The sequence below is a fragment of the Deinococcus indicus genome (genome assembly GCF_002198095.1).
In the GTDB taxonomy this organism is placed as follows: Bacteria; Deinococcota; Deinococci; order Deinococcales; family Deinococcaceae; genus Deinococcus; species Deinococcus caeni.
On sequence record NZ_NHMK01000036.1, the window covers coordinates 1 to 26,351 of the forward strand.

Genomic DNA, 26,351 nt, shown 5'->3' on the forward strand with positions numbered 1-26,351 from the left:
ACGGAACGTCCCCACCCAGGCGTTCTGAGCGCCGATCCGCCAGCCGGTGTCGTCGTGATGCACGTAGGGTGCTTGCTGGATCTGTGTCTGCAGCGCGTCGACGTGGGCCGCCAGGGCGCTGCCGTCGGCCGCAAGCCGCTGTGCGGCTTGCGTGATCGCACCCTGCGTGATCTGGAGGCCGCCGAGGAGATCCATGACCCGACCGATACGGCGGACCGGCAGGCCCAGCTCGTGATGCAGGGTCTGAAGGGTGGCGTGCAGGACGGGTCCCAGGCGGTGAGAGGTCGCACCGACCTGATTGGCTTTCAGGTCGGGATGGTCACCACGCGGTGCGTGGTGACACTGCGGGCACTCCATGACGCGCACGTGGTACTCGGTGACCTGCATGGCGTTGTGGGGGACGAGTTCCGTGACCCAGGCCTTGTCCTGACGGGTGAAGATCAGCAGGCCCGTGAACCCACATCGAGGACAGGTGTTGGGCGTTTTGACTTCTACGGTGGCTGTGATCTGCTCTGGCGTGGGTGGGGCCTTGTGGGTGAAAGTACCTTCACCAGGACGGCGTCCTGGTGATTTGGGATCGGCGGTGCGCTTCTCCCGGCTGAAGGGGGCGGCGTACTTGCGTTCCCGCCGTTCGAGTTCCTCCATGCGCTTCTTCAGGCGGGAGATTTCCGCTTTGAGTGCTTTGTTCTCGGCGATCAGTTGGTCGATCTGCTCGGACTGACGACGGATGATCTCGAAGAGATCCTTCTCAGTCGCCCCAGTGCCCATGGACAGCATGGTAACGGCAGGAGTGCCCGGCCGGAAGCCGGGCACCCGAGCGACCGCTAATCACAGACCGCCGGCAATCCGGTGAAGTTCCGGATTGCCGGCTCCACGTCCGGAACCCGTTTTACTCCTTCTCGCTTCGCTCGGATTGAACGGGCTTTGCAGCCCATTCAATCGGAGTCCGTATCAGTCGGCTGCGCCGACAGCTCCCCTCAAGGGGAGCCAGGGGCAGGGCAGAGGGGGTGGCGGTCAGCTGTGCAGGAGGTACTGCCGCCACTCCTGCGCCTGCGTCTCGATGGGACGCACGAACGGCCCGAGTTCCAGGCGGATCCACTCGGCCGTCTTCGGCGGGAGATGCACCGTGCCCGGTTCCGGGCGGGCCTGCACCACCTGCATGCGGTCCACGGTGGCCGGGTGCGAGTCGTCCAGACTCGTTCGGGCCAGCGCGGCCCGCTGCGCCGCCCACTGCTCTTCCGGGACGGTGTCCAGCATGAACGCATACTCCGCGAACGCGTGCGGACGCTCCGGCATGTGCCGCTGCTTGTGCAGCGCGCTGTCCAGCAGGTGCGCCATGTGCATCCGGTCCAGCATCACCACCACCGCGTCCGACCCTGCCACGCGCGCCGCCATCAGGTCCGCGCGAAACTCCGCGGCCTGACTGTCCGCGCCGATCAACCAGGCCAGATACCCCGCCTGAAGGTGCGCTATCAGCAGCGGCAGCAGCGACAGGAACGTCACGTAGCCACGCAGCAGCATGGTCAGGCGAGCCTCGCGCGGGCGATCCGCCCCGACCCCCACCAGCAGCGAGAACGCCAGTCCGATCACCCCGCCCCGCGCGGGGTCGCCGTTCCGCAGGTGCGCCAGCTCGTGCGCGACCAGCCCCACCTGCCCCTGCGGGGACAGCGACCACCACAGCGGCAACCCCAGCACCAGCACCGGCTCGCGCCGCCACCCCGCCAGACCCATCGACGCGTTCACCTGACCATTCACGAACACCCGTACCGGGCGCGACACGCCCAGCTCCGCCGCGACGTGACCCACCAGCGCGTGCAGTTCCGGTGCGTCCTGCGCCGACACCTCATGCCCTTCCGGGCGGTACGGACGCGGAAACGCCAGCCACATGAACCCTAGCAGCCACAACGCCCCGAACGCAGCCACCCACCGGACGAGTCTGGAATGCCCACCCCACCCCAATGCGACCAGCAGCCACCACACGCCCACCAACGCCACCACGGCAGCCACCAACACCACCAGCCACGCCACCACCAGCCCCCACACGGCCCGGCCCGACGTACGCGGCGACGCCGCCGCCAGGAACGCGTCCCGCACCCGCGCGGACTCCCGGTCCACCACGCCCTGCCACACGCGCCCCAGCGCCCCCTGACCACCCTGAACCGTCATAACCGGCCCAGCATAAGCAGCCGCACGCGCCCGGACCGCCGCATCCTGGGCACACCCCGGTGGGGGCACACGCCAGAGCGGGCGCACCGGGGAAACCCAGCAGGACCACCCAGGTCAGCCCGGCGAGGGTATCCACATGGACGCCCGGACGCGTCGTCCACATGGACACAGCATCCGGGCGGGCCAGAGAGCGTATTACTCTGTCAGGCTGCGGTTCAGGCGGGCCTTGTCCTCGGCGATCTTGCCCAGGATGAAGAACGTCGGCGCCCAGTGACCCACGAACAGACCGTCGCGTTCCTTGTCGGAGGACTCGTTCTGGAAGTACTGCGTGGCACTCAGGACAATCGAAACGAACCCGGCCGCGTACAGAATGTTATGCAGTTTCATAGACTCCACCCCTCACCGGCCCGCCGCCCACAGGCAACCCACCGGCCCCACCGAAAAGACCGCACCCCACCCGGCGCGGGGTGCCTCGACCATCCCAGCAGACTCCACACCCGGCCCGCCGAACGTACCCGATGCGACCCTGTGAACCCACACCCAAGAACACCTGAACGCCCCGCCGCCCATTACCCCCCGCAGCGCCCGAAGCGACCCAGCGCCGCGCGCCCCTCCGGCGTGCCGCCCGGCACCTCCGCGCCCGCCAGCGAGATGAACGACCACCCGCCCCGCGCGCCATGCTCGACCACCAGATAGTGCGTTCCGGCCCCCAGCGTCCGCGCCAGCGTCGGCCCGCGCCACCCCACCACGCCATGCCCCGAGTACGCCGAGTACGGCCCGGACACGCCCACCGCGCCCCAGCCGTCCGGCACGAAGTCCGGCTGCCCCGACCCCACCGGCACGCCCGGCCCCACCAGCCACAGGCGAGGACGGTAAGCCGCATCGCACGCCGAACTGACGAACACCGCCACGTCCAAGCGGAAGCCCGCCCCGGTCGATAGGGCGTACCAGTCGCGGCCCCCCGCGCGGCCCTGCACGGTGATGACCTTCGACACGGTCGGCTGCGGGACCCGGAACGCCGAATCCAGGGTGCCGCTGCCCGGATTGAACAGCGGCTGATGCGCCCCCGCCCCCGCGCAGAGAAGGAAACCAGCGAGGGTCAGGACGCGCCATACCCGGAGGTTGCTCATGCCCGCAGTGTGACGGCAGGCAACGGCACGTTCCGTAGGCGAAGGCGCAACCGGCAGGGGAGACCTACTCGCCTGGCGTGACCACCGCCTGTACGCGCCCGACCTGCCCGCTCGTCAGGCGCACCTTGATCCCGTGCGGATGCGACGGCGAACGCGTGAGCAGTGCCGCCACCACGCCCCGCGTCAGCCGTCCGGTCGGCTGATCCTGCTTCTGAACGATATCCACGGTCACGCCGGGCTGAATCTGCGAACGAAGAGGAGTCATGAGGACAGGGTACGGGAGACTTGTGCGCATGTCATCCGCCGACAGTGAAAGTAAATATGTCTACTTTGGACAGAAATTTGTTAAATTTCCAGTTCCCAATCAATACCGCTCATTACTTTGCCGAGTAATATAATTGCATTATCCGAATACTTGTGTATGCCGTTCTTGCCTGTCGATATATTGATGATATTTGTTGTCGGTAGATTTTATGTCCATTCCGGTATTCTCAAAAATCGTTTTAAATAGTCGTTGTAGTATGTGTTGATTTATTCCCAATTCTCTTTTTATGTCATTGAAACTAAATCTAAACAATGTGCTTAGATTATCTTCTTCAAGAGGTGTTATCCCCAGTAAAGAAGCTAGCTCATCTTGATCGTCTGCTGCTTTTGATATGGTTTCAAAGCTATAATCTATTTTTCTCTGCGGTATATCGGTTCTAACTAATTGACACATTCTGCTCATCAAGTTGTTGAGTAGATTCGGGTCAACTCCGCTAAGGGTGGTTTGTTCTCCAAATAATTGAAAAACCCATCTAAAGTCTTTGGCGACAATGCAATTCACTCGAATGGATCGGTCTTCGCTTAAAAATATGACCTCTTCTCTTTTTAGGTCTTTCGATGATATTTCACTTTCGTATTTTAAGAAATATATATTATCCATTCCTATATTATTCTTGCTGAGAATTAAATCTATATCTTGCAATATTAGTTTAATGTTTCTGTCGTCAATGCTATAGCCGACAAATAGAATCGGATGTTCAATAAAATAGGTCAGTAGTTTAGCGCTAAGGTACTTTTTGGTATCAATGAATTCATTATAGTCATCGATTGTGGCAATGATACTTTCTGGAGCGGAAACGCTTCCGTGAATTTTATATATTTTTCCAACCCAAAAAGGCTGAACAGTTAAGACATCCTCGCCAATGATTGATGAGTAATTGTCAAAAATTGATTCCAGTATACAATCATAATTAGTTGTAATTACGGTATTTGGTCTAATGTGTCTTAGGAGAACTATTTCCTCTTGGTATTCTGAGGATAAACTATCGTGATCAAATATAAATGACTTTATAACTTCACATATTGTATGCTTAAAAAATATTTCTTTGTATCTACTATTGAACAAATGATCTGGAAATTCGGACTTGCCATCAGACCAAGCATATTCATAGAATGATGAAGCCAGAGTGGTTCCTATTTGCTCCTGAGTCTGACCGCTTTGCTTGTAATAGTTATAATCCCTAAGTAGGGGATTATTGGAGCTGACTGCTGACAGTAGTCCGTGCCAGTCTGGGGCATCGGAGTAGCGCCTGCTTAAGCCAGATCCAACAAATAGAACTGGCTGCGTCATTTTCTGACGCAGCACTTCCCTCACTCTAGATGTTATGCCACTCCTGTAACCTAAATACTCTTCGGATTTCTCAAAATTGAGTTTTCCCTTCGCCATTTCAGCCTCAAGAGTCATGTGTGGAGAACTTACACCTCTAGCGCCAGCTTGTCCACATCATTTAACAACGGCGTTCCAGCTGGGTACTCCCCGTTGAAGCAGGCGAGGCACAGGCCGGGGCCGCTGACGGCTTCACGGATGCCCTGCTCACTGATGAAACTCAACGTGTCCGCCCCGATCAACTCGCGGATCTCCTCGATGCTGTGCGTACTGGCGACCAGTTCCTTCCGCGCGGCGGTGTCGATGCCGTAGAAGCACGGGTGCTTGATGGGCGGGCTGGACACCCGGAAGTGAACCTCGGTCGCGCCCGCCTCGCGCAGCAGGTTCACGATCTGGCGGCTGGTGGTGCCGCGCACAATAGAGTCGTCCACGAGGATCACGCGCTTCCCGGCGACGGCGCTGGTGGGCGAGAGTTTCATCTTGACCTTCAACTCGCGCGCCTCCTGCGTGGGCGCAATGAACGTGCGGCCCGCGTAGGGGTTCTTGTACAGGCCGTAATCGAACGGAATGCCGCTCTCGCGGGCGTAGCCGATGGCGGCGCCGATGCCGCTGTCCGGGACGGGCACGACGATGTCCGCCTCGACCGGGTGTTCCCTGGCGAGCTGGTGGCCCATGCGGATGCGGCTCTCGTGGGCGTCCACGCCGTCCAGGCGGCTGTCGCTGCGCGCGAAGTAGATCCACTCGAACGCGCAGGGCGTGGGCTTGCGGGGTTCGACCATCAGGGAGTGCAGGCCCGTGCGGTCCACCCAGACGAGTTCGCCGGGCTGCACGTCCCGCAGGAGTTTCGCGCCGACCGTGAACAGCGCGCACGGTTCACTGGCGATCACGTACGCGCCGTCCTCACGCTGCCCGATCACCAGGGGGCGCACGCCGTTCGGGTCGCGGAAGCCCAGCAGTTGCGTGCGGCTCATCAGCACGCACGCGAAGCCGCCCTTGAGTTGCTTCATGGCGGCGGCCGTGGCTTCCACGAGGTCCATGTGGCTCTCGCGGGCGATCAGGTTCAGCATGACCTCGCTGTCGTTCGTGGTGGCGAACAGCGCGCCTTCCATCAGCATGGCGTTCCGGACCTCGCGGGCGTTCACGAAATTCCCGTTGTGCGCCAACCCCAGGATGCCCTTGTTCGTGCGGGTCGTCAGGGGCTGCGCGTTGAACCGCAGGTTACTGCCCGTCGTGCTGTAGCGGACGTGCCCGATGCTCACGCGGGCATTCGCCAGTCGCACGCTGTCCAGGCGCCGCTCGTCGAACACCTGCGTCACCAGCCCCAGGTCCTTCTCCACGTGGAACTTCTCGCCGTCGGATACGCACATGCCCGCCGCCTCCTGCCCACGGTGCTGTAGCGCAAAAAGGCCCAGGTACGTGAACCACGCCAGGTCCGCCGGTTCCGGCGAGTACATGCCAAACACACCGCATTCATCCTGCGGCTTATCAAGAATCGGATCAAAGATCATGCGAGGCTCCAGAGGAACGGAAGGTGCGGGAACGCCGGTCTGGTCGCCCCCTCACCCCCGGCCCCTCTCCCACGAGGGGAGAGGGGAGAAGGGCGGTACAGTTCGGTATGACGGTGCGTGCGGTGAAGCGCGGGACGGTGCGGGCGCGGCAGTTGCGGCGCGATCAGACGGACGCGGAGGCGAAGCTGTGGCGCGTGCTGCGGAGCCGTGGGCTGGGCGTGAAGTTCAGGCGTCAGTACCCGGTCGGGCCGTACATCACGGACTTCGCGTGCATCGAGCGTGGACTGGTGGTGGAACTGGACGGTAGCGGGCACGCCACCCCGGAAGGCCGCGCCCACGACGCCGAACGCACCCGGTACCTGAACGCCGCCGGATTCCGGGTGCTGCGTTTCTGGAATAACGAGGTACTGACCAACCTGGATGGCGTCGTGCAGGTCATTCAGGCGGCACTGGTGGAGTGACCCCTCACCCCGGCCCTCTCCCCAGGGGAGAGGGAGAACGGCAGGGCGTCCCGGACTCCCCTCTCCCCTGGGGAGAGGGGCTGGGGGTGAGGGGTGTCCTTTCATCCCAGAATCTCCGCGAGGGGGGTCGTAAAGGCGTGGGTGAGGGCGCTGAGGGTCACGCTCAAGTGTATGTGGTGGTCGGGGAGGGCAATGGTGACGGTGTCCCCGCCGCTGGTGCCGAGGCGGGTGAACGGGACGCCCTGGGCGGTCAGGGCCGCTTCGGTGCCTGCGTCGTCGGGGGTGGCGATGAGGATGCGGGCGTGCGCTTCGCCGTACAGCAGGGCGTCGGGGCGGGTTTCTGCGGGGGCGTTCAGGGTGACGCTCAGGCCGGTGTGGCCGGCGATGGCCATCTCGGCCAGGGCGACGGCGAGGCCGCCTTCGGCGCAGTCGTGCGCGGTGTCGGTCAGGCCCGCGCGGATCAGGTGCAGGGTCGCGTCGATGACGGCCTGCTCGCGCGTCAGGTCCAGGGCGGGGACGTGTCCGGCTTCGAGGCCGTGGACGGTTTCGAGGTACTGGCTGGCGCCGATGGTGTCGGCGTGCTCGCCGATCAGGTAGAGGGTGTGGCCCTCGCCCTTTAGGTCCAGGGTGGCGCGTTTGGTCACGTCGGGCAGGACGCCGACCATGCCGATGGTGGGGGTGGGGTGGATGGCGACGCGTTCGTCGCCTTCGGTGTACTGGTTGTACAGGCTGACGTTCCCGCCGGTGACGGGGGTGTTGAGATGACGGCAGGCGTCGGCGATGCCGTGCACGGCGCGTTCCAGCTGGTAGTACACCTCGGGCCGGTGGGGGTTCCCGAAGTTGAGGTTGTCCGTGATCGCCAGCGGCGTGGCGCCCACGCAGGCGAGGTTGCGGGCGGCCTCGGCGACGGCGGCGGCGGCGCCCGCGTACGGGTCGAGGTACACGAAGCGCGGGTTGCAGTCGCTGGTCGCGGCCACGCCCATGCCGGAGCCCTTGACGCGCATGACGGCGGCGTCGGCGGCGCCGGGCACGACGACGGTGTTCGTCATGACCTGATGGTCGAAGCGCTGGTAGATGGGGCGCTTGCTGGCAATCGTGGGGTGACTCAGCAGGTCGGTGAGGACCGCGCCCAGGTCGCCGGGGACAGGCACGCCGCTCAGGTCACGCTCGCGCTTGGCCCTGATCTCGTCGGATTCGATGCCCTCGCGGGTGTACTTCGGCGCCTCGTTCAGCAGGTCCACGGGGAGGTCGCAGACGACCTCGCCGCGCCACGTCAGGCGGTAGTTCGTGTGCCCCTCCACCTGCCCGATGGTCACGACGTCCAGTTCCCACTTGGCGAGCAGGTCCAGCAGGTCCTGCTCCTTGCCCGGAACGGGCACGAGGATCATGCGCTCCTGCGATTCGCTCAGGCACAGTTCCATGGGGACCATGCCGTCCTCGCGGGTGGGGACCAGATCGAGGTCCATGGTGATGCCCAGCCCGGCGCGGTACGCCATCTCGCAGGTGCTGCTGACCAGTCCGGCGGCGCCCATGTCCTGAACGCCCGCCACGACGCCCGCCTGGATGGCCTCCAGCGTCGCCTCCAGCAGCAGCTTCTCCATGAACGGGTCGCCCACCTGCACGGCCGGGCGGTCCGCCTGAGACGCGTTGCTCAGGTCGGCGGACGCGAACACCGCGCCGCCCAGTCCGTCCCGCCCGGTCTTGCTACCCACGTACACGATGGTGTTCCCGACCTCACCCATCGTCCCCTTGGCCAGATCCTCGTGGCGCAGCAGGCCCAGCGCCATCACGTTCACCAGCGGGTTCTCCTGGTAGCTGGGGTGGAAGGTCACCTCGCCGCCCACCGTCGGCACGCCGATCGCGTTGCCGTAGTGCGCGATGCCCTCCACCACGCCGTTCAGCAGGAAGCGGGTGCGGGGGCTGTCCGGGTTCCCGAAGCGCAGGGAGTCCAGCACCGCGAAGGGCCGCGCCCCCATCGCGAAGATGTCACGCAGGATGCCGCCCACGCCCGTCGCCGCGCCCTGCACCGGCTCCACCGCCGACGGGTGGTTGTGGCTTTCCATCTTGAACGCCACGCCCCACCCGTCCCCGATATCCACCACGCCCGCGTTCTCACCGGGACCCTGCAGCACCTGCGGCCCCGTCGTGGGGAAGTGCCGGAACAGCGGCCGCGAGTTCTTGTACCCGCAGTGCTCGCTCCACATGGCGCCCACGATGGCGGCCTCCAGCGCGTTCGGCTCCCGGCCGATGCGCGTGACGAGCAGGTCGAATTCTTCTGTGGACAGGCCAAACGTGCCCGCACGGTCGCGGAGGGTGGCGGCTTGCGTCATTGAAGCTCCTTGAGAACCAGGGCAGTCTGCCCGGGCGGAAAAATCAGGGTCGGGGAAGAGCCGGTAGGAGAGGGGCGGATCGGGAAGGGGCGGGTGGGCAAGGGGCGGGTGGACAAGGGAATGGGCGTCAGAGTGGCGCTTTCAGCGCCTGCTTCAGCTGGCCCCGGTGGTAAGCGGCGTGGCGCAGGTGCAGGTTCAGTCCGGCGAGGCGTTCGCGGGTGCCGGTGGGCGCGGCGGGCGAGCGCAGCAGGTCGTTCAGTTCGTCGTCCCGCAGGCCGCGAATGGTGGCGATCAGGACACTGCCGACCTGATCGAGTTCGGTCAGGATGGCGTCCTTTGGGTCCGTCTCGGTCAGTCGGGGCGTGCCCAGGAACTCGCCGATCCACGCGGAATCCTCCCAGCCCAGGTGGGCGTAGGTGGGGCTCAGGTCCTGCAACGCGAAGAAACGCAGCCACTCGGCAATGTGCAGGGCGTGCCACGCGGGACTGTGGCCCAGGCGCGGCACGGCGAATTCGCTGTCCGGAACGGCGTCCAGGGCGGCGCGCAGGGCCGCGAGTTCCTGTTCGTACGCGTCGGCCAGGAACGCCTGCACGGTCGTCACGCGGGAGCCTGGGCGCGCACGAGGCTGTCGAACAGGCCCCGCCCGTCCTCGCTGCCCAGCAGGGCCTCCACGGCCCGCTCGGGGTGGGGCATCATGCCCAGCACGTTCCCGCGTTCGTTGATGATTCCGGCGATGTCGTTCAGGCTGCCGTTCGGGTTGTCGGTGTAGCGGAACACGACCTGCCCGTTGCCTTCCAGCCGCGCGACCGTCTCGGGGTCGGCGTAGTAGTTGCCCTCGCCGTGCGCGATGGGCACCTCGATGACCTGCCCCTTCGTGTACGCGCCGGTAAAGGCCGTGCCAGCGTTCTCGACGCGCAGGTGCACGGGGCGGCACAGGAAGTGCAGGTCGCGGTTGCGACTCAGCGCGCCGGGCAGCAGGCCGGACTCGGTCAGCACCTGGAAGCCGTTGCAGACGCCCAGCACGAAGCCGCCGCGTTCGGCATGCGCCTTGACGGCCTGCATGATCGGGCTGCGCGCGGCAATCGCGCCGGAGCGCAGGTGGTCGCCGTAAGAGAAGCCGCCGGGCAGGAACACCAGCTCGGTGCCCTGCGGCAGTCCGGCCTCGGTGTGCCACACGAACTGCGCGTCCTGATCGAGGAGCAGTTGCGCGGCGTGCAGCGCGTCGCCGTCGCAGTTGCTGCCGGGAAACTGGATGACGGCCGTCTTCACGCGCCGACCAGCTCCTCACCCTGTTGTTCACTGATCTCCCAGCGGGCGTCCTCCATCACGGGGTTGCTCAGGACGTTCTCGGTGATGTCCTTCAGCTGCGCCTCCACGTCCGCGCGGCTGCCCGAGAGGGTCAGTTCGATGTACTTCCCGACGCGCACCCCACCCACGTTCCCGTGATCCAGATGAGACAGCGCCCGCTCAACGGTGCGCCCCTGCGGGTCGAGAATGCTGGGCTTCAGGGTCACGAACACTTTCGCTTTAAAGGTGGACATGGTGGGGCTCCTTCGGAGGGCAGATGGCAAGAGGCGGATGGCGGATGGTCAGGAGGGCTGGCGCAGGTGGGTCGTGGCGGTCGGCCATCGACCTTCAGCCATTTGCGCCCGGTGCGGTCACGCGCCGGAGCATTTCCGCGTAGGCGTCTTCCACGCCGCCGAGGTCGCGGCGGAAGCGGTCCTTGTCCATCTTCTCGTTCGTCTGGGCGTCCCAGAAGCGGCAGGTGTCGGGGCTGATCTCGTCGGCCAGGACGACCGTGCCGTCCGCGAGCGTGCCGAATTCCAGCTTGAAGTCGATGAGGCGCACGCCGCGCGCCGCGAAGTACGGCACGAGGAACGCCTGCACGTTCAGCGCCAGTTCACGGATGCGCTTCAGCTGCTCGGGGGTGGCCCAGCCGAGCGCGACAGCGGTGTCCGTGTTGATCAGCGGGTCGCCGAGCGCGTCGCTCTTGTAGCAGTACTCCACGACCGGGCGGGACAGCGTGGTGCCTTCCTCGACGCCCAGGCGTTTGCTGAACGACCCGGCGGCCACGTTGCGCACGATGACCTCGACCGGGATGATCGTCACGGCCCGCACGCGCTGCTCGGTGGTGGACAGCAGCTCGATGAAGTGCGTGGGCACGCCCGCCGCCTCCAGCTGCGGGAAGAGGTGCGCGGTGATCGCGTTGTTGATCGCGCCCTTGCCGCCGATCTGGGCTTTCTTGACGCCGTTGAAGGCGGTCGCGTCGTCCTTGTACTCCACGATGTACTCGGCGGGGTTCGCGGTCGCGTACACGCGCTTGGCCTTACCTTCGTACTTCAGTTCGCCTCGGCTTGCGGTCATGCGTCCTCCAGGGGGGTGGGGGCGGCCTGGGCGGGCGTGTCCCCGGAATGTAGGAAAAGCGTCCCCCGGCAGGCGGGGCGACGCTGGAATGTCGCGGTGCTGAACATGTGAAGCCTCCATCGCCGTCTCTCGGACGGGCTTACCGCCCTTGTTTCACGGCGCGCGGCCGGGGCGGGGCGTCTCACAGGACGCGGGTGGAAGAAAAGGGAAGTGCAATCCACCCCCCACGCGGGAGGGCTGATCACCGCCTGACAGCGTAACACCCCCGCGCGCCGGAACGCCGGGGGTGTTCAGAGGACTCGGACGAACGCCACCCACGATGGGGCAGACCGCGCTGTTCAGGGACCGCACCTTTCAGTGACCGTGCCGTTCAGTGGCTGTGCGAGTGCCCGCCGCCGCCGCGTTTCCCGCTGACTTCCTCGCGGACCTCGGCCACCACGAACGTGCAGGCCTCGGCGCAGGGAATGCCGCCCGGCACGCCGTTCAGGAACGACTGCGTGAGCTTGTGCCCCGCCCACAGGCGCGTGCGCAGGCATCCGGTACACACGTCCTGCGCCACGTGCTCCACCTGCGCCGGCGTCGCCTTCTGCACCTTGGCGTAGATGCCCGTCTGCCGCCGCGCCGTGGTCGCCCAGGGCGTGGGCCGCAGCGCGTGGCAGTCGTGCGCGTACGTCTCCTCGATCACCGCCGGGTACACGTAATGCATGGCGCGGCGCAGGTCCGCCTCGCTCAGCACCGCCCGCCAGCCGCGCGGCAGGTTCCGCAGCGTGTGCACGGGCCGGTGCTCGCCGCCGTCCGTGAAACGCACCTGATCCCGCACGCCCTCCGGCGTGACCAGCGTGGTCAGGTCCGCGCCGGGGCGGCCCTCGTCCAGGGCGTTGCGCAGCTCGAACACGCCCAGTTCCGGCGTGACCAGCACCTCCCCGACCCGCAGGCCCGCGCGCGCGCCCTTCAGGAACGCCTGCCACGCCGCCTCGTGCCCGCGTTCGGTGTCCCCGCCCGGCCCGCCCGCCCCGCTGGCCTCCTCCGCGAGGTGCAGGATCACGTCCGCGACGGCCGCGTGCGTGCCCACCGGCCTGGCGTAGAACACCTGCTGGTGCCCGTGCGGGTTCTCGGTGAAGTCCGTGACGGTGCCGGTCAGGCCCATGTCCTCGGGAATGGTTTCCAGGGTGTGCCAGCCCTCGCTGGCGAAGAACGGCACGACCACCACGCGCGGCGAGCGCACCGTCTCGGGCCAGGTGCCCACCTTGGGGTCCTCGTCGAGGAACAGCGCCTGCACCTCGGCGAACTGCCCGGACTCGCGGATGCGGTCGGCGTTCTGGTACACGATCCGGTTGCTGTTCTCGTTGCGGGTCGTGCCGTGCCCCAGCACGATCAGCGCGGTGTCCTCGGGATTGGCGTCGGGCAGGACCTCGCGCGCGCGCGCCAGGATCACGTCCGTCATGCTGGGGTGCACACCGTACGGCAGGGTGTAACGCACGGTCCGGCCGCCGATCACGCGGGCCACGCCCTCGGGCGGCACCGGCCCCTGGTGCCCCAGGCCCATCTCACGCGGAATCACGGTCTCCGTGAAGTACCCCTCGCTGATGAACATCGGAATGACCGTCACGTCCGTGCTGGCGGTCGTCTTGAGCACCTGCCGCAGCGACGGTTCCTCCTTCCAGTAGCCTTCGATGACCTCGTCGAACAGCCCGCGCTGACGGATCAGTTCCGCATACCGGTACACCGCGACCGCCGACTCACCGTTCAGGTGAGATCCATGACCAATAAGCACCAGGGAACGCATACGCACCGACTGTACCGCCCCCCCGCGACCGGAATTGTCCCGGAACATGCGGTCCCCTGACCCGCCCCCCCGCCCCGGCAGGTAGACTGTGCCGCATGAGCGACCTCTATCAGGCAGACGGTTTCACGCCCAGCCCCGAACTCAGCGCCGAACGCCGCATCAGCTTCAGCCGCGCCCCGGAACTCGGGGACGGCATCGAGCCCGGCAAGGCCTACCGCGCCGTGCTGGAAACCAGCAAGGGCCGCCTGGTCGTCGAACTGCACGCCGACGACGCGCCCGTCACCGTGAACTCCTTCGCGTACCTGCTGCGCCACCACTACTACGACGGCATCAAGTTCCACCGCGTCATCAACGGCTTCATGGCGCAGGCCGGCGACCCCACCGGCACCGGCGCCGGCGGCCCCGGCTACGACTTCGAGGACGAACCCAACCCCCACCGCCACCAGGGCAAGGGCGTCCTGAGCATGGCCAACCGCGGCCCGAACACCAACGGCAGCCAGTTCTTCATCACCTTCACCGACACCCCCCACCTCGACGGCCGCCACACCGTCTTCGGCCGCGTCGTGGAAGGCCTGGACGTGCTGGACCGCCTGACCCGCATCGAGCCCGGCATGCGCGGCACGCCCGACGTGATCGAAACCGCGTACCTCGTCGAGAAGTAAGACCGACTCCAATTGAAGGGGCTGCAAAGACCCTTCAATCCGAGTTCGTATCACCTCGCAGTAACGAGAAGAAGACAGCGCCCCGGTGTGGGCGCTGCCTTCTTGATGGGGGTTCAGTCGCGTTCGCGTTCGCGTTCGGCGTTCAGCTGGGCCTGAAGCTGCGCCTGCCGCTGCCGTACGTAATCCTGCTGGAAACGCGGCTCGTCGATCAGGTTCGTGCCGACCGTGAGTTTCCCGGTCGCCAGTTCCCGCATGGCCTGCGTGACCAGGTTCCGGTGCCGCACGCGCTGCTCGACCGGCAGCACGCTCGGCGCGCCGGAACGCAGCTGCAACGCGCGCTTGGCCGTGACCACACTCAGTCGGTACTTGCTGTCCGTCATGGACAGCAGCTTGTCGATGTCTTTTTCCGCCATTCTCGCAACCTCCCTGAAACACGGCCGTCCCGCGTGAGGCGGGTGGGTGTTCCGTCAGCCCCCCACTGTAGCCCAGCGGGGGCGGGCACACCAAGCGCCCGGCCCACAATGCCCCCGCCGCGGGCGACGGTCAGGCGTTGTACGTGCTGCTGGCCGTGTCGCCACCCCGCCCGGTCCAGTTCGTGTGGAAGAACTCGCCGCGCGCACGGTCCGTGCGTTCGTACGTGTGCGCGCCGAAGTAATCCCGCTGCGCCTGCAGCAGGTTCGCGGGCAGCCGCTCGGCGCGGTAGCCGTCGTAGTACGCCAGGGCGCTGCTGAACGCCGGGACCGGCACGCCCCCCACCACGGCCGCCGCGACCGTCCCGCGCCACGCCGCCTGCGCGCCGCCCACCGCGTCCCGGAAGTACGGGGCGAGCAGCAGGTTCGGGAGGTCCGGCTGCGCGTCGAACGCCTCCTTGATGCGGTCCAGGAACGCCGCGCGGATGATGCACCCGCCGCGCCACATCTGCGCGATCTGCCCGTAATCCAGCGTCCACCCGGCGTCCCGCGCACTCAGGTGCAGCAGCTGGAAGCCCTGCGCGTACGCGGCGATCTTGCTGGCGTACAGCGCCTGCCGCACGCCCTCGATGAACGCCTCCCGGTCGGCGGGCGCCGCGAAGGTCGGACCGCTCAGGACGCGGCTGGCCGCCACGCGCTCGGCCTTCAGGGCGCTCATGGCGCGGGCGTACACGGCCTCCGTGATCGTCGCGGCCGGACTGCCGGCATCCAGCGCCGCCACCGACGTCCACTTCCCGGTGCCCTTCTGCCCGGCGGCGTCCAGAATCACGTCCACCAGCGGCTGCCCGGTCAGGTCGTCCGTCTTGGTCAGGATGTCGGCCGTGATCTCGATCAGGTAACTGTTCAGCTCGCCCTCGTTCCAGCGGGCGAACACCGCGCCCGCCTCCGGGGCGCTCAGGCCCGCACCGTCCCGCAGCAGCTGATACGCCTCGGCGATCATCTGCATGTCGGCGTACTCGATGCCGTTATGCACCATCTTCACGAAATGCCCCGCGCCCTCCGGCCCCACCCAGTCGCAGCAGGGCGCGCCGTCGGCCACCTTCGCCGCGATGCTCTGGAAGATCGGCCTGACCGCCTCCCACGCCGCCGGATTCCCGCCCGGCATGATGCTCGGCCCGGTCAGCGCGCCCTCCTCACCACCCGACACGCCCGTCCCCACGAACAGCAACCCGTCCGCCGCGAGTTCCCGCGTGCGGCGCGTCGAATCCGCCGGGTGACTGTTCCCCCCGTCGATGATGATGTCGCCAGGGCTCAGCAGCGGCCGCAGGTGCCCGATGAACTCATCGACCGCCGCGCCCGCCTTCACCATCAGCATCACCTTACGTGGAGCCTTCAGTTGCCCCACCAGTTCCTCCAGCGACCCGGCCCCCACGATGGACTTCCCGAGCGCACGGCCCCCCGTGAACGCCGTGACCTTGCTGACCGTCCGGTTGAACGCCGCGACCGTGAACCCCCGGCTCGCCATGTTCAGAATCAGGTTCTCACCCATGACCGCCAGCCCGATCACACCGATATCCGCCACCGCGCCCTGCCCGCCACCTGTCACCGCGTCATTCGTCATGCGAATAAGCGTACACCGCACACCAATCGGCGCTGGAACCCTGTCAACACAGCCCCCACACCGAAGAACCCCCGCACGCGGCGGGGGCTTTTCTGTGGGGCCAGAGGTCGGATTTGAACCGACGACCTACTGATTACGAATCAGTTGCTCTACCCCTGAGCTACACTGGCGGGTATGAATTGAGCTGCTCCACGCGGAAGCTCAAAAAGTATATGGAGTGCGCCGGGGAGTGTCAAGGCGCCGGGTGCGGGCCTCGGCGGCCGCTCTATGCTGGCGGGCATGGTGACCGCAGGAACCCCGGAGGCGTTCGAGACGATTCATGGCGTGGCGGGGCCGCTGGACTGGCTGTGCCTCGCGCCGCACCCGGACGACGCGGAGATCGGCGCGGGCGGCACCCTGATCCGGCTGGCCCGCGCGGGGCGCGCGGTGGGCATTCTGGAACTGTCGCGTGGCGAGCGGGGCACGCAGGGCACGCCGGACGTGCGCGTGGCCGAGTGCGCCCGCGCGGCGGCGATCATGGGCCTGACGTGGCGCGGGCAGCTGGGCCTGCCGGACGGCGAGCTGCGCGACACGCTGGAAGGCGCGCACGCGCTGGCGTCGGTGCTGCGCGCGGTGCGGCCCCGCGTGCTGGTCGTCCCGCACCACCACGACCGCCACCCGGATCACTTCGGCACGTACCACCTAAGCAAGCGGGCCGTGCATCTGGCGCAACTGGCGAAGGCGGACCTGCCGGGCGAGCCGCACCGGGTGGGCCGGGTGCTGCTGTACCAGGGGAACGCGGACATCACCCCGAACGTGCTGGTGGATGTCGAGGCCGTGCAGGACATCTGGGAGGCCGCGATCCTGGCGCACCAGAGTCAGTTTTCGGGGGCGGCCATCTCGGAGACGGTCACGCCGGAGATCGTGGAGCGTCGCCGCGCCCGCCTGACGTACTGGGGCACCCTGGCGCGCGTGCGCTACGCCGAGGCCTTCGAGGCGGACTCGGCGCTGCTGGTGGACCCCCTGGCATTGTGAGAAGAAACTTGCCTTCGCTCGTTATTCGGGAACGGTCAGCCCGACGTTTCTGGCGAGACGATTCTGCCGTTCAGGCTGTGTGGCGAGAGCTATAAGTAGTTCCTGGAATTCCTGCGGGTTGATCAGGGCAGGCATGAGGAATTCCTGCGGCGCGGTGAAGATCAACGCCAGGAGATCCGCTGCGGTGTGAGCTTCGTTGTCGCTGCCGTGGAGCAGCAACTCGATCAGAACAGCACGCACCGCATCCACACTCTGAATCAGGTTCATCTGGATGTGTTCCCGTTCGTGGATGGACAGCCGGTGACTGGGTGAGCCACTGGCGACCTCGTAGATCGCGTTGAGCAGCCACGGACGGCTTGCCGGGGTAGCGTGCCTCAGTCCAGCGAGCAGGGCGGGCAGCACCTTCGGGCCAGCCGGGTACAGAGAGCCCTGGATGACCGCCACGTTGTCGATCTGCCAGTAAAGTTTCTCCGCTTCGTCAGTCGTGTGACTTGCGGGGAGATCGCGGATCGCGACCAGAAGATCTGCGATCCGCTGGGCACCCCTTCCGTCGCCGTTCCACACGTCATCTGGTGTCAGGTCAGGGTCTGGGTGTCGCATGTTCCCGTTCACTGAGTAACCATCAGTTCTTTTTCCCAGGCTGCCGCTCAGTCCTGCTGCGGCCAGTCCCGGTAGGGGAGGGCGGGGTGTGGGCGGCTGGCGAGCAGTTCCTCGATCTCGTCGGCAAGGTCCAGGCCGTACTTGTACGCGCTCTGCCCGGCGACCACGCCGCCGCCGTACTTCTCGCGGTAGTTGGCGGGCGTGCGGTCGAAGGTCATGGCCTCGGCGCTGGCGTTCGTCTGGGGCAGCACGGTCGTCAGGATCGGGGGGGTGCGTTCGCCGGTGCCGGCGAAGGCGCGTTGCAGATCCTCGGGAAGGCGTTGCAGGCCCTGGCGGTGCTGGCTGCTCTGACTCTGGTACTTGGTGATCAGGACGCCCAGCGAGCTCAGGCGCAGGTTGCGGGCGCGGCGGATCTCGGCGATGCGTCCGGCGATCTGCGGGATGCCGTAGGTGCTCAGGCGGTCGGGGATGGTGGGGATCAGGTAGTGGTCGCTGATTTCCAGGCCGTTCTGCGTGACGAACCCCAGGTTGGGCGGGCAGTCGATCAGCACGTAGTCGTACGTGTCGAAGTGCGGCGCGACGAACTTCTTCACGACTTCCATCGGGCCGGTCGAGTAGTAAGTGCGGCCCGCGATGTCCTGCATGCGGTCCTGCACGTCGATCAGCCGGATGGAGGAGGGCAGCAGGTCCACGCGGCCGTAGCGGGTGCCTTCGGGCAGCTGGTCCATCACCTCGGGCGGCACGCGGTTGAGGTTGCTGGCGCCGCGCACGATGGCGCGCGTGGCGTCGAACGTGAAGGTGCCGTCGCCGCGCAGCAGGTCCAGGAACAGCTGCGCGAGCGTCTGCCCGTCCTCGTCGGCCTGCGCCCAGCGTTCCTCGCCGATCAGGGCCAGGGTGGCGTTCGTCTGCGGGTCCAGGTCGATGACCAGCACGCGCTTCTGCTTCATGAACGCCAGCGTGTCGGCCAGTTGCACGGTCGCCGTGGTTTTCGCCACGCCGCCCTTGAGGTTGATGAAACTCAGGACGACCGGTGCCATCAGAGTTCGCGGATCTTGGCCAGCACGGCCTCGGGCCGCACGGTGTAGTCGCCGGTCTTCTCCTCGACGTGCTGGTAACGCACCACGCCGGAGCGGTCGATCAGGAACACGGCCCGGCCGCTGATGCCCCGGTCGTCGATGGCCACGCCGTACGCGCGGGCCACGTCGAGTTTCATGTCGGCCAGCAGCGGCACCTCGATGCCGTACTCGGCCGCCCAGGCCTTGTGCGCGTGCACGGAGTCGCGGTTCACGCCCAGCACGACCGCCCCGGCGTCCGCGAAGTCATCCTGGCGGCCCGAGTACTCGGGAAGCTGCATGGAGCACACGGGACTGAAATCCAGCGGGTAGAACACCAGCACCACGGCGCTGTGGCCCCGGTAACTGCTCAGGGTGATCTGCTCGCCGGTCGAGGCGGGCAGGGTGAAGTCCGGCGCAGGCTGTCCCACAAGGCTCATGCCCGCAGTGTAGCGGGCCGCGCCGCCCAGGGCAGCCCGAGTTCCGGCAGCGGCAGTGACCGTGGCCCGGCCTGGGGGGAGCTTTGAACCGCGTCCCGCTTTGCCCCCCCTGCCCGGCGCGCGGGTCTACCCTGGGTGGGTACCGTCCCCGGCGTCTGCACCGTTCACGCGCCGCCCGCACCCCAGCCGGGACGGCCCCGAGGAGGAATTCCCATGGCCGACGTAATGCCCCCCAACATGCTGAACGACCGCCCGCGCACCCCCGCCGGGCTGCTGAGCAACGCCGAGAAGGACCGACTGATCGAACGCGGCTTCCTGGGCCTGTACCGCTGGTACACCGCCCGCAGCCAGGAGACCCGCAACTGGAACCCGGACCGCTCCTTCGACTGGCGCGCCATGAACAAGGACCTGCCGCCCGAGCTGATCACGGTCATCCAGGGGTTCTTCGCCGTCGAGCAGTACGCGCCGGACTTCACCAGTAACCTGATTCACCTCGTGCGCCGCAGCCACGGCCGCTCGCACTTCCAGATGCGCTGGGGCAGCGAGGAGGAAAAACACGCGGACGCCTGGGAGAACGCCGTGCTGTTCAGCGGCCAGCGCAGCCCGCAGTGGATCGCGGAGTACAAGGACCGCCTGAAATCCCAGACCTGGGAACTGCCGTTCCCGGACGCCATCCACAACCTCGTGTACACCGTGTTCCAGGAACGCGCCACACAGCTGAACTACCTGAACATGATGAAGATCGCGCAGGGCAAGAGCGACAAACCGCACCTGCGGGGCGTGACCGACCCGGTCCTCGCGAAGGTCGCGCAGACCATCGCCGTGGACGAGGCAGCGCACTACAACTTCTTCCTGGAAGGCGTGCGCATGTACCTCTACTACTACCCGGAACGCACCCTGAACGCCATCCGGAACGTCATCGGGCAGTTCAGCATGCCCGCCGCGACCCTGGTGCCCAACTGGGAGCACTTCTACGAGACGGTGTACCGCGCCGGCATCTACGGCCCCCGCGACTTCCAGCGGGACGTGATGCAGGTCGCCTTCCGCAACATGGGCATCGAGAGCCGCAAGGCCCTGGAAGAAGGCATCCGCAAGACCCGCGAGGTCCCGGACTTCGACGGCGGGAACTTCAAGACGACCGCCATCTGGGACACCTTCGACTACGGCGCCGTGGAAGGCGACGTGAAACGCCTGCACGTGAAGATCCAGGATTACGAGAAGGAGATCGGCTTCGATCTGTACGACCCGACCGAATTCATCGAGAACCCGGAAAAACCCGCCAGCACCCAGGCCGCCGACGACTGATACGGACTCCGGTTGAATGGGCTGCAAGGCCCGTTCAATCCGAGCGGATGCGAGTGGGAGAGAAACGGGTTCCGGACGTGGAGCCGGCAATCCGGCGACGTTCCGGATTGTTGGCGAAACAAACGGAATCCGTATGATACGGCCCGCCTGAAGCCCGCCCGCGCCCTGTGCGTGTGGCGGGCTTCCGCTTTCCTGTTCAGGGCGCGTGGGTGGGCAGGGTGGTGCCGGGCGTGACATGCTGGCGGTGTTCCTCTGTCTGGCGTCCGTTCCGTCACCGTTTCGTTTTCACCTGAGTGCGCGGCCCCGTCCGCTGCGCGCCCATCAGGAGGCCGCGTATGATCCCACCGACCTCACCCCCGAACCCGGCGCTGGCCGCGCTGGGGTACGCGCCGGACGACCGCGTGGTGATCTTTCACGCGGACGACCTGGGCATGTGTCAGGCGACCGTGAGTGCCTGCCTGGACCTGTTCGGGGCGGGCACGCTGTCGTCGGCGTCGGTCATGACGACCTGTGCGTGGGCGCCGGCGGCCGCCGGGGTGGCCCGTGAGTTCCCGGACGCGGACCTGGGCGTGCACCTGACCCTGACGAGCGAGTGGAGCGAGTACCGCTGGTCGGCCCTGAGTACCCGCGACCCGGCCACGGGCCTGCTGGACGCGCAGGGCCACCTGCACGCGACGGTCGAGGCGGCCCGCCTGCACGGCGTTCCGGCGGCCGTGCGTGCCGAGATGGACACCCAGATCCGGCGGGCGCTGGACCTGGGGATCGAGGTCTCGCACGTGGACGCCCACATGGGCGCCGTCGCGCACCCCCGCTTCCTGCCGGATTGCATCGAACTGGCCCTGCACCACGGCGCGGTCCCGATGTTCCCGCGACTGGACACCGCCGGGTGGCGCTCGCACGGGCTGGACGCGCGGGACGCGGCGCAGGCGGCGCAGTTCACGCAGACCCTGGCGGCGCGCGGGCTGCCGCTGGTGGATCACCTCGTGATGCTGCCGCTGCACCGGGGCGGGGATCAGGTGCCGCTGATCGAGGACCTGCTGGGCAGCCTCCCGCCGGGCCTGACGCACTTCATCCTGCATCCGGCGCGGGACACGCCGGAACTGCGGGCCATTGCCAGCGACTGGGCGGGCCGGGTGGCGAACCACGCGGCGTTCATGGACCCGCGCCTGCCCGGCGTGATCGAACGCAGCGGCGTGAAGGTCACCTCCTACCGCGCGTTGCGGCCGCTGCTCGGGACGGCCCGGCCATGACGTCCGTCCCCGCACCGGCGCCCGACCTGACCCCGGACACGGCGCCCGACACGACCCCCTCGCAGCGCTGGCGGTACGCGGTCATGAACTTCGGGCTGACCATCCCGGCGCAGACCGGCAGCTTCCTGCTGCTGTACTACGTGGACGACCGCCGCATGGACCCCGCCTGGGCCGCGACCGCCCTGACCTGCTTCGCCGTGTACAACGCCGTGAACAACCCGGTCATCGGGTTCCTGAGCGACCGGACCCGCTCACGCTGGGGGCGGCGCATTCCGTTCGTGCGGTTCGGGTTCCTGCCGGCCCTGATCCTGTTCGCCCTGCTGTTCTGGGCGCCGTTCGACGGCGTGAGCAGCCCGGTCGCGCTGCTGGTGTACTTCGTGGTCGTCTGGACGCTCTGGGAGACGGTCAGCACGGCGGTCGGCACCGGCTACCTGGCGCTGCTGCCCGAGATGTTCCGCACCTTTCAGGAACGCACGGACGTCGCGTGGCGCATGAACGCCGTGCAGGTCGTGGGCCTGCTGATCGGACTGGCGCTGCCGCCCCTGCTGGCCGGGCTGCTCGGGTGGGGCGTCACGGCGACCCTGCTGGCCGCACTGGCCGCCGCCGCGATCCTGTCCGGGCTGGGCAGCCTGTTCGAGCGTCCGGGCGCCGCCGCGCCGGGCCTGGGGTTCTTCCGGGCGGCGGGCGTCACGTTCCGCAACCCGGCGTTCCTGACCGTCGTGGCCGCGCAGACCATGCGGTTTTTCTGCACCGGCACCCTGGCGACCGGCATGGGCTTCTACGTGCGCTACAGCCTGGGCGAGACGGGCGGCGCCGCCACCACCCTGCTGCTGGCCGCCGCGTTCGTCACGGCCGGCGCGGCCCTGTGGCCCTGGCGGACCTTCGTGACCCCCCGCCTGGGCGCGCGCGGCACGCTGATGCTGGCCTTCGCGCTGGGCGCCGCCTCGCTGATCCCGCTGGCGCTGGTCAGCACGCTGGCCGGCGCGCTCGCCTCGACCGTGCTGTTCGGAGTGGCGCTCTCCGGCATGATCCTGATGGGCGACGTGATCCTGGGCGACGTGATCGACGAGGACGAACTGCGCACCGGCGAGCGCCGCGAGGGCCTGTACTACGGCATGTCCGGCTTCATCACCACCCTGAGCGCCGCCCTGACCGCGCAGGCCTTCGGGGCGGTCACGCGCGCCAGCGGCTACGACCCCACCCTGACCACGCAACCCGACACGGTGGCCGGCGGTTTCCGGTTCTTCATGACCGTCCCGCCCATCGCGGGCGCGCTGCTGGCCGTGGCGCTGCTGGCCCTGTACCCGCTGCACGGCGAACGCCTGAACGCCGTGCGCGCCGCCCTGGCACGGAAACGACTGGAACGGGCCGCAGCGGGCGGAGGTTAACCCGGCTGCCCGGTCCGCCGCGCCTGCACGAAGCGTTCCCGGCCGGTCAGGTCGGCGTGCAGCTGGGCGTCCCAGCCGCCCGCGCGCAACTCGGCGGCCAGCGTGGCGGCGTTGCGCGGGTCGAGTTCCAGCCACAGCGTCCCGCCGCCTGCCAGGACGGGCGGGGCCTGTGCGGCCAGTCTCCGGGCCAGGGTCAGGCCGTCCGGGCCGGAGTACAGCGCCAGTTGCGGGTCGCGCTGCACTTCGGGGTCGGCGTGCGCGCGGTCCCCGTCCGGCAGGTACGGGGGGTTGCTGACGATCAGGTCGAACGGGCCGGTCACGCCCGCCAGCAGGTCCGCGTGCATCCACGTGACTTCCAGGCCGTTCAGGGCGGCGTTCTCGCGGGCCAGGGCCAGGGCCTCGGGGCTGAGGTCCGTGGCGGTCACGGCGGCGCCGGGGCAGGCGGCCTTCACGCCCAGCGCCAGCGCGCCCGTGCCGGTACCCACGTCCAGCACGCGCGGCGCCGCCAGGGCACGCCGTTCCAGTTGGCGCAGGTCCGGCAGCAGCAGGTGCAGCAGCCACTCGGTTTCCGGGCGGGGCACCAGGGCGCGCGGGTCGCAGCGCAGCCGCACGCCGCCCCACTCGACCTCGCCCAGGATGTGTTGCAGCGGCTCGCGCGCCGCGCGGCGGTCCAGCAGCGCCGCGTACCGCGCCTGACCGTCCGCGCCGACCGGTTCGTGCGCGCGGGTCAGCAGCGCCGTGGGCGTCAGGTGCAGGGCGCTCAGCAGCAGTTCGCGGGCGTCCACCTCCGGGGAGGGAACGCCCGCGCTGCCCAGCCGCGCCGCGCCCTGCCGTAACAGGTCACGCAGCTGCACGCCCTTACCCGTGGCGGGGTTTGATGATCAGTCGCCGGGCGTTGCCCTCCCCCATGGACTCGCTCATCACGTCCGGGTGCTCTTTCAGGGCAATGTGAATCACGCGACGCTCGGAGGCCGGCATGGGCTGCAATTCGTGCGGCTCGCCGCTCTTGGCGACCTGCACGGCCAGCCGCTCGGCCAGTTTGCTGAGCGCCTCGGCCTGCCGCTTGCGGTAGCCGCCGATGTCCACCCGCACGCGCAGGTTCCCGCGTCCCTCCTGCTTGGCGAGGACCGTGTAGGCCAGCACCTCGATGGCGCCCAGCGTGCGGCCGTCCCGCCCGGCGAGTTTCGCGGCGTTCTCGCCGGTGATCTCGGCTTCCAGCGCGTCGTCCGCCTGCGTGACGTTCACCTGCAGGTCCGGGTCGATGCGGCCCAGCAGGCCCCGCAGGAACGCTTCCAGGGTGGAACGCGGGTCCTCGGCTGCGGCCTCCAGCGTGGGGGTGCCGGTCAGGGCGTCCGGAGCGGGCGGCGGCAGCTCGCTCTCGTCGGCGTCGCTGATGCCCAGCCCCGCGAGGTAGTCGTCGAGGTTCGTGCGGTTATCCATGCCCCGCAGTCTAGCGCGGCCCCCTCACGAATTTCCCACGGACTGCCCGGCCGCGAAGGTGCGGGCGCTGCGCTCCAGCATGTCGTACATCTCCTCGAATCCCTGCGCGCCCCCGTAGTACGGGTCCGGCACGTCCGCGCCCGGCGCGAGCGGATCGAAATCCCGCATCAGCTGCACGCGCGCCTCCGCGTTCGGGGGGCTCAGGCGGCGCGCGTCCGCGAGGTTCGCGGTGTCCATCGCCAGGATCACGTCCTGCTCGTAGAAATCCGCCGCCGACAGCTGCCGCGCCCGGCTGTCCAGGCTCAGGCCGTGCCGGGCGGCCACCTCCCGGCTGCGCGGGTCAGCGGGGCGGCCCACGTGCCAGTCGCCGGTCCCGGCGCTGCTCACCACGGCCGTCACGCCCGCCGCCTCCAGTTCGCGGCGCAGCAGCGCCTCGGCCACCGGACTGCGGCAGATGTTTCCCAGGCACAGCGCCAGCACCCGCAGCGGTCTTCCCTTATCCGTCATGCGCCCGATTCTGCCGGACGCGCGGGCCGTACACCACCCGCCGGACCAGTCCCTCCACCGGACCCTGCCCGAAACGGGCCAGCCACCACGCGCTCAGCGGCACCTGCGCCAGCCCCACAAGCAGCGCCAGCGCCAGCGTCTGCGCCGCGCCCCACACCACGAACTCGCCACTGTACGGGAACGCCTCGCCCGCCCCTGCGGCCGGGGTGCCCGACACCCACCCGAACCCCTGGTGCAGCCCGTACGGGTAGAAGATCAGCGTCATGACCACGCTCTGCGTCAGGTAGTTCGTCAGGGCCATCCGCCCACTCGCCGCGAAGAAGCGCCACGCGCCCAGCCGCCCGGACGCGGCCAGCAGGCCCAGCACGCCCACGTACCCCAGCGCGCCCGCCAGCCCGCCCGCCATGCGGACCGGCAGGGCCAGCACGCCCGCCGCCACGTCCGGGCGGGTGTTCAGGTACGCCAGCAGCGCGCCCAGCGGCAGGCCCACGCCCAGGCCCCCCAGCGCCAGCCGCCGCAGCAGCGGACGGTGCTCGTCCGGGCGGGTCAGCAGGCTGGTCTTCGCGGCCGCCGCGCCCAGGAAGAACAGCGCCAGCAGCCACGGCCCGTTGAACAGACTGCCTTCCAGCAGCAGCGGCCAGAACTCCGCGGCGCGCGCCTGCACGTTCGCGGCGTAACCGGGTAGCAACCCGGGCAGCGACGTGAAGCGCGGCGCGGTCTGCGAGGCGCTGCCCAGCGCCGCCAGCAGCCCCAGCCCCAGCCACCACGCGCCCAGCACGCCCGCCAGCCGCAACAGGCCCCGCGCCGTCATGTGCGCCACGAGCAGCAACGCCAGCGCCAGCACCGCGTAATTACTGATGATGTCCCCGTGCCACACCAGCACGTAATGCGCCGCACCGATCAGCAGCAGCGCCGCGTGCCGCCGCAGGAACACGCCCACGCCCCGCCGGGCCAGCAGACCCGCCGCGCCCCACCCGAACAGCATCGCGAAGATCGAGATGAACCGACCGTTCGCCAGCACGTCCGTCACGACCTGCGCCGCGCGGTCCAGGCCCGATTGCCGCCACTCCAGAAAGCCCGCGAAGTCCTGCATGTTCACGATCAGGATGCCCAGCAGGCTCATGCCGCGCAGCACGTCCGGCAGCACCGAGCGGTCCTGCACCGGCCCCCGCTGCAGCTCCTGCGGCGCGGGCTGCGGCGGAACGGCGTCGGGCGGCAGCGGCGCGGCAGCGGGATCGGCAGACGGCGCGGGATCGGTCATGCCCG

At 67.8% G+C, this 26,351-nt stretch carries 28 protein-coding genes and 1 tRNA gene; 6 read left to right on the forward strand and 23 right to left on the reverse strand.

Annotated elements, in window-relative coordinates; genetic code table 11:
* The 7 genes from CBQ26_RS19975 to purF form a co-directional block, all read right to left on the reverse strand.
* On the reverse strand, positions 1–777 hold a 777-nt coding region (locus tag CBQ26_RS19975), incomplete at its 3' end, for an IS66 family transposase (protein ID WP_088250420.1).
* Between the two features lie 237 nt (positions 778–1,014).
* On the reverse strand, positions 1,015–2,166 hold the full coding sequence (locus tag CBQ26_RS19980) for a M48 family metallopeptidase (protein ID WP_229844357.1): 1,152 nt from the start codon (positions 2,164–2,166) through the stop codon (positions 1,015–1,017).
* Between the two features lie 195 nt (positions 2,167–2,361).
* Positions 2,362–2,553 (reverse strand): hypothetical protein, encoded by a 192-nt coding sequence (locus CBQ26_RS19985; protein ID WP_088250366.1) that lies wholly within the window; start codon positions 2,551–2,553, stop codon positions 2,362–2,364.
* A gap of 182 nt (positions 2,554–2,735) precedes the next feature.
* Positions 2,736–3,296, reverse strand: a complete 561-nt coding sequence (locus CBQ26_RS19990; RefSeq protein WP_088250367.1) for a hypothetical protein — start codon at positions 3,294–3,296, stop codon at positions 2,736–2,738.
* A gap of 64 nt (positions 3,297–3,360) precedes the next feature.
* Positions 3,361–3,561: a YwbE family protein gene (locus tag CBQ26_RS19995; RefSeq protein WP_088250368.1), complete on the reverse strand. Its 201-nt coding sequence runs from the start codon at positions 3,559–3,561 to the stop codon at positions 3,361–3,363.
* A gap of 138 nt (positions 3,562–3,699) precedes the next feature.
* Positions 3,700–5,025, reverse strand: a complete 1,326-nt coding sequence (locus CBQ26_RS20000; protein ID WP_088250422.1) for an SIR2 family protein — start codon at positions 5,023–5,025, stop codon at positions 3,700–3,702.
* A gap of 11 nt (positions 5,026–5,036) precedes the next feature.
* Positions 5,037–6,455, reverse strand: coding sequence for an amidophosphoribosyltransferase (purF, locus tag CBQ26_RS20005; protein ID WP_088250369.1), 1,419 nt, complete (start codon positions 6,453–6,455; stop codon positions 5,037–5,039).
* A gap of 107 nt (positions 6,456–6,562) precedes the next feature.
* On the opposite strand from purF, the gene CBQ26_RS20010 reads away from it, so the two are divergent.
* Positions 6,563–6,916 (forward strand): endonuclease domain-containing protein, encoded by a 354-nt coding sequence (locus tag CBQ26_RS20010; protein WP_088250370.1) that lies wholly within the window; start codon positions 6,563–6,565, stop codon positions 6,914–6,916.
* Positions 6,917–7,017: 101 nt separating this feature from the next.
* Here the strand turns inward: CBQ26_RS20010 and purL are convergent, their stop codons facing one another.
* From purL to CBQ26_RS20040, 6 genes are all read right to left on the reverse strand, one after another.
* Positions 7,018–9,246 carry a phosphoribosylformylglycinamidine synthase subunit PurL gene (gene purL, locus CBQ26_RS20015; protein ID WP_088250371.1) on the reverse strand — a complete coding sequence of 743 codons (2,229 nt, stop codon included), beginning with the start codon at positions 9,244–9,246 and terminating at the stop codon, positions 7,018–7,020.
* Positions 9,247–9,373: 127 nt separating this feature from the next.
* The gene (locus CBQ26_RS20020) at positions 9,374–9,847 is read right to left on the reverse strand and encodes a DinB family protein (RefSeq protein WP_088250372.1); all 474 of its coding nucleotides are present in this window, start codon (positions 9,845–9,847) and stop codon (positions 9,374–9,376) included.
* Positions 9,844–10,515, reverse strand: a complete 672-nt coding sequence (purQ, locus tag CBQ26_RS20025) for a phosphoribosylformylglycinamidine synthase subunit PurQ (RefSeq protein ID WP_088250373.1) — start codon at positions 10,513–10,515, stop codon at positions 9,844–9,846. Before purQ ends, CBQ26_RS20020 begins: the two co-directional genes overlap by 4 nt.
* The gene (gene purS / locus CBQ26_RS20030; RefSeq protein ID WP_088250374.1) at positions 10,512–10,787 is read right to left on the reverse strand and encodes a phosphoribosylformylglycinamidine synthase subunit PurS; all 276 of its coding nucleotides are present in this window, start codon (positions 10,785–10,787) and stop codon (positions 10,512–10,514) included. The genes purQ and purS overlap by 4 nt, the downstream gene beginning before the upstream one ends.
* 94 nt (positions 10,788–10,881) lie before the next feature.
* Complete coding sequence (gene purC / locus CBQ26_RS20035; protein WP_088250375.1) at positions 10,882–11,610, reverse strand: phosphoribosylaminoimidazolesuccinocarboxamide synthase; 729 nt, start codon at positions 11,608–11,610, stop codon at positions 10,882–10,884.
* A gap of 370 nt (positions 11,611–11,980) precedes the next feature.
* Complete coding sequence (locus CBQ26_RS20040; RefSeq protein ID WP_088250376.1) at positions 11,981–13,444, reverse strand: DR2241 family protein; 1,464 nt, start codon at positions 13,442–13,444, stop codon at positions 11,981–11,983.
* Positions 13,445–13,491: 47 nt separating this feature from the next.
* On the opposite strand from CBQ26_RS20040, the gene CBQ26_RS20045 reads away from it, so the two are divergent.
* Positions 13,492–14,058, forward strand: coding sequence for a peptidylprolyl isomerase (locus CBQ26_RS20045; RefSeq protein ID WP_172418186.1), 567 nt, complete (start codon positions 13,492–13,494; stop codon positions 14,056–14,058).
* Between the two features lie 113 nt (positions 14,059–14,171).
* Here CBQ26_RS20045 and rpoZ read toward each other — a convergent pair whose 3' ends face one another.
* The 3 genes from rpoZ to CBQ26_RS20060 all read right to left on the reverse strand — a co-directional run bounded on the left by rpoZ (position 14,172) and on the right by CBQ26_RS20060 (position 16,259).
* Complete coding sequence (rpoZ, locus tag CBQ26_RS20050) at positions 14,172–14,471, reverse strand: DNA-directed RNA polymerase subunit omega (protein ID WP_055363817.1); 300 nt, start codon at positions 14,469–14,471, stop codon at positions 14,172–14,174.
* 130 nt (positions 14,472–14,601) lie between these two features.
* On the reverse strand, positions 14,602–16,089 hold the full coding sequence (gene gnd, locus CBQ26_RS20055; protein ID WP_088250378.1) for a decarboxylating NADP(+)-dependent phosphogluconate dehydrogenase: 1,488 nt from the start codon (positions 16,087–16,089) through the stop codon (positions 14,602–14,604).
* Between the two features lie 95 nt (positions 16,090–16,184).
* Positions 16,185–16,259, reverse strand: a tRNA-Thr gene (locus CBQ26_RS20060).
* A 109-nt stretch (positions 16,260–16,368) separates the two neighbouring features.
* Between CBQ26_RS20060 and bshB1 the strand changes: the two genes are divergently transcribed.
* Positions 16,369–17,103: a bacillithiol biosynthesis deacetylase BshB1 gene (gene bshB1 / locus CBQ26_RS20065; protein ID WP_088250379.1), complete on the forward strand. Its 735-nt coding sequence runs from the start codon at positions 16,369–16,371 to the stop codon at positions 17,101–17,103.
* Between the two features lie 21 nt (positions 17,104–17,124).
* On the opposite strand, the gene CBQ26_RS20070 is transcribed toward bshB1, so the two are convergent.
* Genes CBQ26_RS20070 through CBQ26_RS20080 form a run of 3 tightly spaced genes read right to left on the reverse strand, consistent with a single transcriptional unit; the run spans position 17,125 to position 19,195 of the window.
* Entirely contained in the window at positions 17,125–17,703 is a 579-nt protein-coding gene (locus CBQ26_RS20070; RefSeq protein ID WP_143342221.1) for a hypothetical protein, read from the reverse strand.
* Between the two features lie 47 nt (positions 17,704–17,750).
* Entirely contained in the window at positions 17,751–18,740 is a 990-nt protein-coding gene (locus tag CBQ26_RS20075; protein ID WP_088250381.1) for a ParA family protein, read from the reverse strand.
* Positions 18,740–19,195: a peroxiredoxin gene (locus CBQ26_RS20080; protein ID WP_088250382.1), complete on the reverse strand. Its 456-nt coding sequence runs from the start codon at positions 19,193–19,195 to the stop codon at positions 18,740–18,742. Before CBQ26_RS20080 ends, CBQ26_RS20075 begins: the two co-directional genes overlap by 1 nt.
* Before the next feature lie 213 nt (positions 19,196–19,408).
* Here CBQ26_RS20080 and CBQ26_RS20085 point away from each other — a divergent pair, with 213 nt between their 5' ends.
* The 3 genes from CBQ26_RS20085 to CBQ26_RS20095 all read left to right on the forward strand — a co-directional run bounded on the left by CBQ26_RS20085 (position 19,409) and on the right by CBQ26_RS20095 (position 23,138).
* Positions 19,409–20,500, forward strand: a complete 1,092-nt coding sequence (locus CBQ26_RS20085; protein WP_088250383.1) for an acyl-ACP desaturase — start codon at positions 19,409–19,411, stop codon at positions 20,498–20,500.
* 335 nt (positions 20,501–20,835) lie between these two features.
* Positions 20,836–21,750 carry a polysaccharide deacetylase family protein gene (locus CBQ26_RS20090; protein WP_088250384.1) on the forward strand — a complete coding sequence of 305 codons (915 nt, stop codon included), beginning with the start codon at positions 20,836–20,838 and terminating at the stop codon, positions 21,748–21,750.
* Positions 21,747–23,138 carry an MFS transporter gene (locus tag CBQ26_RS20095; protein WP_088250385.1) on the forward strand — a complete coding sequence of 464 codons (1,392 nt, stop codon included), beginning with the start codon at positions 21,747–21,749 and terminating at the stop codon, positions 23,136–23,138. The genes CBQ26_RS20090 and CBQ26_RS20095 overlap by 4 nt, the downstream gene beginning before the upstream one ends.
* Here the strand turns inward: CBQ26_RS20095 and prmC are convergent.
* From prmC to CBQ26_RS20115, 4 genes are read right to left on the reverse strand one after another with little or no spacing between them, the layout of a single operon-like run.
* Positions 23,135–23,992, reverse strand: coding sequence for a peptide chain release factor N(5)-glutamine methyltransferase (gene prmC / locus CBQ26_RS20100; RefSeq protein ID WP_088250386.1), 858 nt, complete (start codon positions 23,990–23,992; stop codon positions 23,135–23,137). The two genes, CBQ26_RS20095 and prmC, sit on opposite strands and share 4 nt — an antisense overlap.
* Before the next feature lie 4 nt (positions 23,993–23,996).
* Positions 23,997–24,578 (reverse strand): Jag family protein, encoded by a 582-nt coding sequence (locus CBQ26_RS20105; protein ID WP_088250387.1) that lies wholly within the window; start codon positions 24,576–24,578, stop codon positions 23,997–23,999.
* A 24-nt stretch (positions 24,579–24,602) separates the two neighbouring features.
* Complete coding sequence (locus CBQ26_RS20110) at positions 24,603–25,085, reverse strand: low molecular weight protein-tyrosine-phosphatase (protein ID WP_088250388.1); 483 nt, start codon at positions 25,083–25,085, stop codon at positions 24,603–24,605.
* Positions 25,075–26,346 carry a DUF418 domain-containing protein gene (locus CBQ26_RS20115; RefSeq protein ID WP_088250389.1) on the reverse strand — a complete coding sequence of 424 codons (1,272 nt, stop codon included), beginning with the start codon at positions 26,344–26,346 and terminating at the stop codon, positions 25,075–25,077. The genes CBQ26_RS20110 and CBQ26_RS20115 overlap by 11 nt, the downstream gene beginning before the upstream one ends.
* Positions 26,347–26,351 lie beyond the last annotated feature (5 nt).

Coding starts and splice junctions, on each gene's coding strand:
- CBQ26_RS19980 (WP_229844357.1), bottom strand. CDS start 2,166: ATGACGGTTCAGGGTGGTCAGGGGGCGCTGGGGCGCGTGTGGCAGGGC.
- CBQ26_RS19985 (WP_088250366.1), bottom strand. CDS start 2,553: ATGAAACTGCATAACATTCTGTACGCGGCCGGGTTCGTTTCGATTGTC.
- CBQ26_RS19990 (WP_088250367.1), bottom strand. CDS start 3,296: ATGAGCAACCTCCGGGTATGGCGCGTCCTGACCCTCGCTGGTTTCCTT.
- CBQ26_RS19995 (WP_088250368.1), bottom strand. CDS start 3,561: ATGACTCCTCTTCGTTCGCAGATTCAGCCCGGCGTGACCGTGGATATC.
- CBQ26_RS20000 (WP_088250422.1), bottom strand. CDS start 5,025: ATGACTCTTGAGGCTGAAATGGCGAAGGGAAAACTCAATTTTGAGAAA.
- purF (WP_088250369.1), bottom strand. CDS start 6,455: ATGATCTTTGATCCGATTCTTGATAAGCCGCAGGATGAATGCGGTGTG.
- CBQ26_RS20010 (WP_088250370.1), top strand. CDS start 6,563: ATGACGGTGCGTGCGGTGAAGCGCGGGACGGTGCGGGCGCGGCAGTTG.
- purL (WP_088250371.1), bottom strand. CDS start 9,246: ATGACGCAAGCCGCCACCCTCCGCGACCGTGCGGGCACGTTTGGCCTG.
- purS (WP_088250374.1), bottom strand. CDS start 10,787: ATGTCCACCTTTAAAGCGAAAGTGTTCGTGACCCTGAAGCCCAGCATT.
- purC (WP_088250375.1), bottom strand. CDS start 11,610: ATGACCGCAAGCCGAGGCGAACTGAAGTACGAAGGTAAGGCCAAGCGC.
- CBQ26_RS20040 (WP_088250376.1), bottom strand. CDS start 13,444: ATGTTCCGGGACAATTCCGGTCGCGGGGGGGCGGTACAGTCGGTGCGT.
- CBQ26_RS20045 (WP_172418186.1), top strand. CDS start 13,492: ATGAGCGACCTCTATCAGGCAGACGGTTTCACGCCCAGCCCCGAACTC.
- rpoZ (WP_055363817.1), bottom strand. CDS start 14,471: ATGGCGGAAAAAGACATCGACAAGCTGCTGTCCATGACGGACAGCAAG.
- gnd (WP_088250378.1), bottom strand. CDS start 16,089: ATGACGAATGACGCGGTGACAGGTGGCGGGCAGGGCGCGGTGGCGGAT.
- bshB1 (WP_088250379.1), top strand. CDS start 16,369: ATGGTGACCGCAGGAACCCCGGAGGCGTTCGAGACGATTCATGGCGTG.
- CBQ26_RS20070 (WP_143342221.1), bottom strand. CDS start 17,703: ATGCGACACCCAGACCCTGACCTGACACCAGATGACGTGTGGAACGGC.
- CBQ26_RS20075 (WP_088250381.1), bottom strand. CDS start 18,740: ATGGCACCGGTCGTCCTGAGTTTCATCAACCTCAAGGGCGGCGTGGCG.
- CBQ26_RS20080 (WP_088250382.1), bottom strand. CDS start 19,195: ATGAGCCTTGTGGGACAGCCTGCGCCGGACTTCACCCTGCCCGCCTCG.
- CBQ26_RS20085 (WP_088250383.1), top strand. CDS start 19,409: ATGGCCGACGTAATGCCCCCCAACATGCTGAACGACCGCCCGCGCACC.
- CBQ26_RS20090 (WP_088250384.1), top strand. CDS start 20,836: ATGATCCCACCGACCTCACCCCCGAACCCGGCGCTGGCCGCGCTGGGG.
- CBQ26_RS20095 (WP_088250385.1), top strand. CDS start 21,747: ATGACGTCCGTCCCCGCACCGGCGCCCGACCTGACCCCGGACACGGCG.
- CBQ26_RS20105 (WP_088250387.1), bottom strand. CDS start 24,578: ATGGATAACCGCACGAACCTCGACGACTACCTCGCGGGGCTGGGCATC.
- CBQ26_RS20110 (WP_088250388.1), bottom strand. CDS start 25,085: ATGACGGATAAGGGAAGACCGCTGCGGGTGCTGGCGCTGTGCCTGGGA.
- CBQ26_RS20115 (WP_088250389.1), bottom strand. CDS start 26,346: ATGACCGATCCCGCGCCGTCTGCCGATCCCGCTGCCGCGCCGCTGCCG.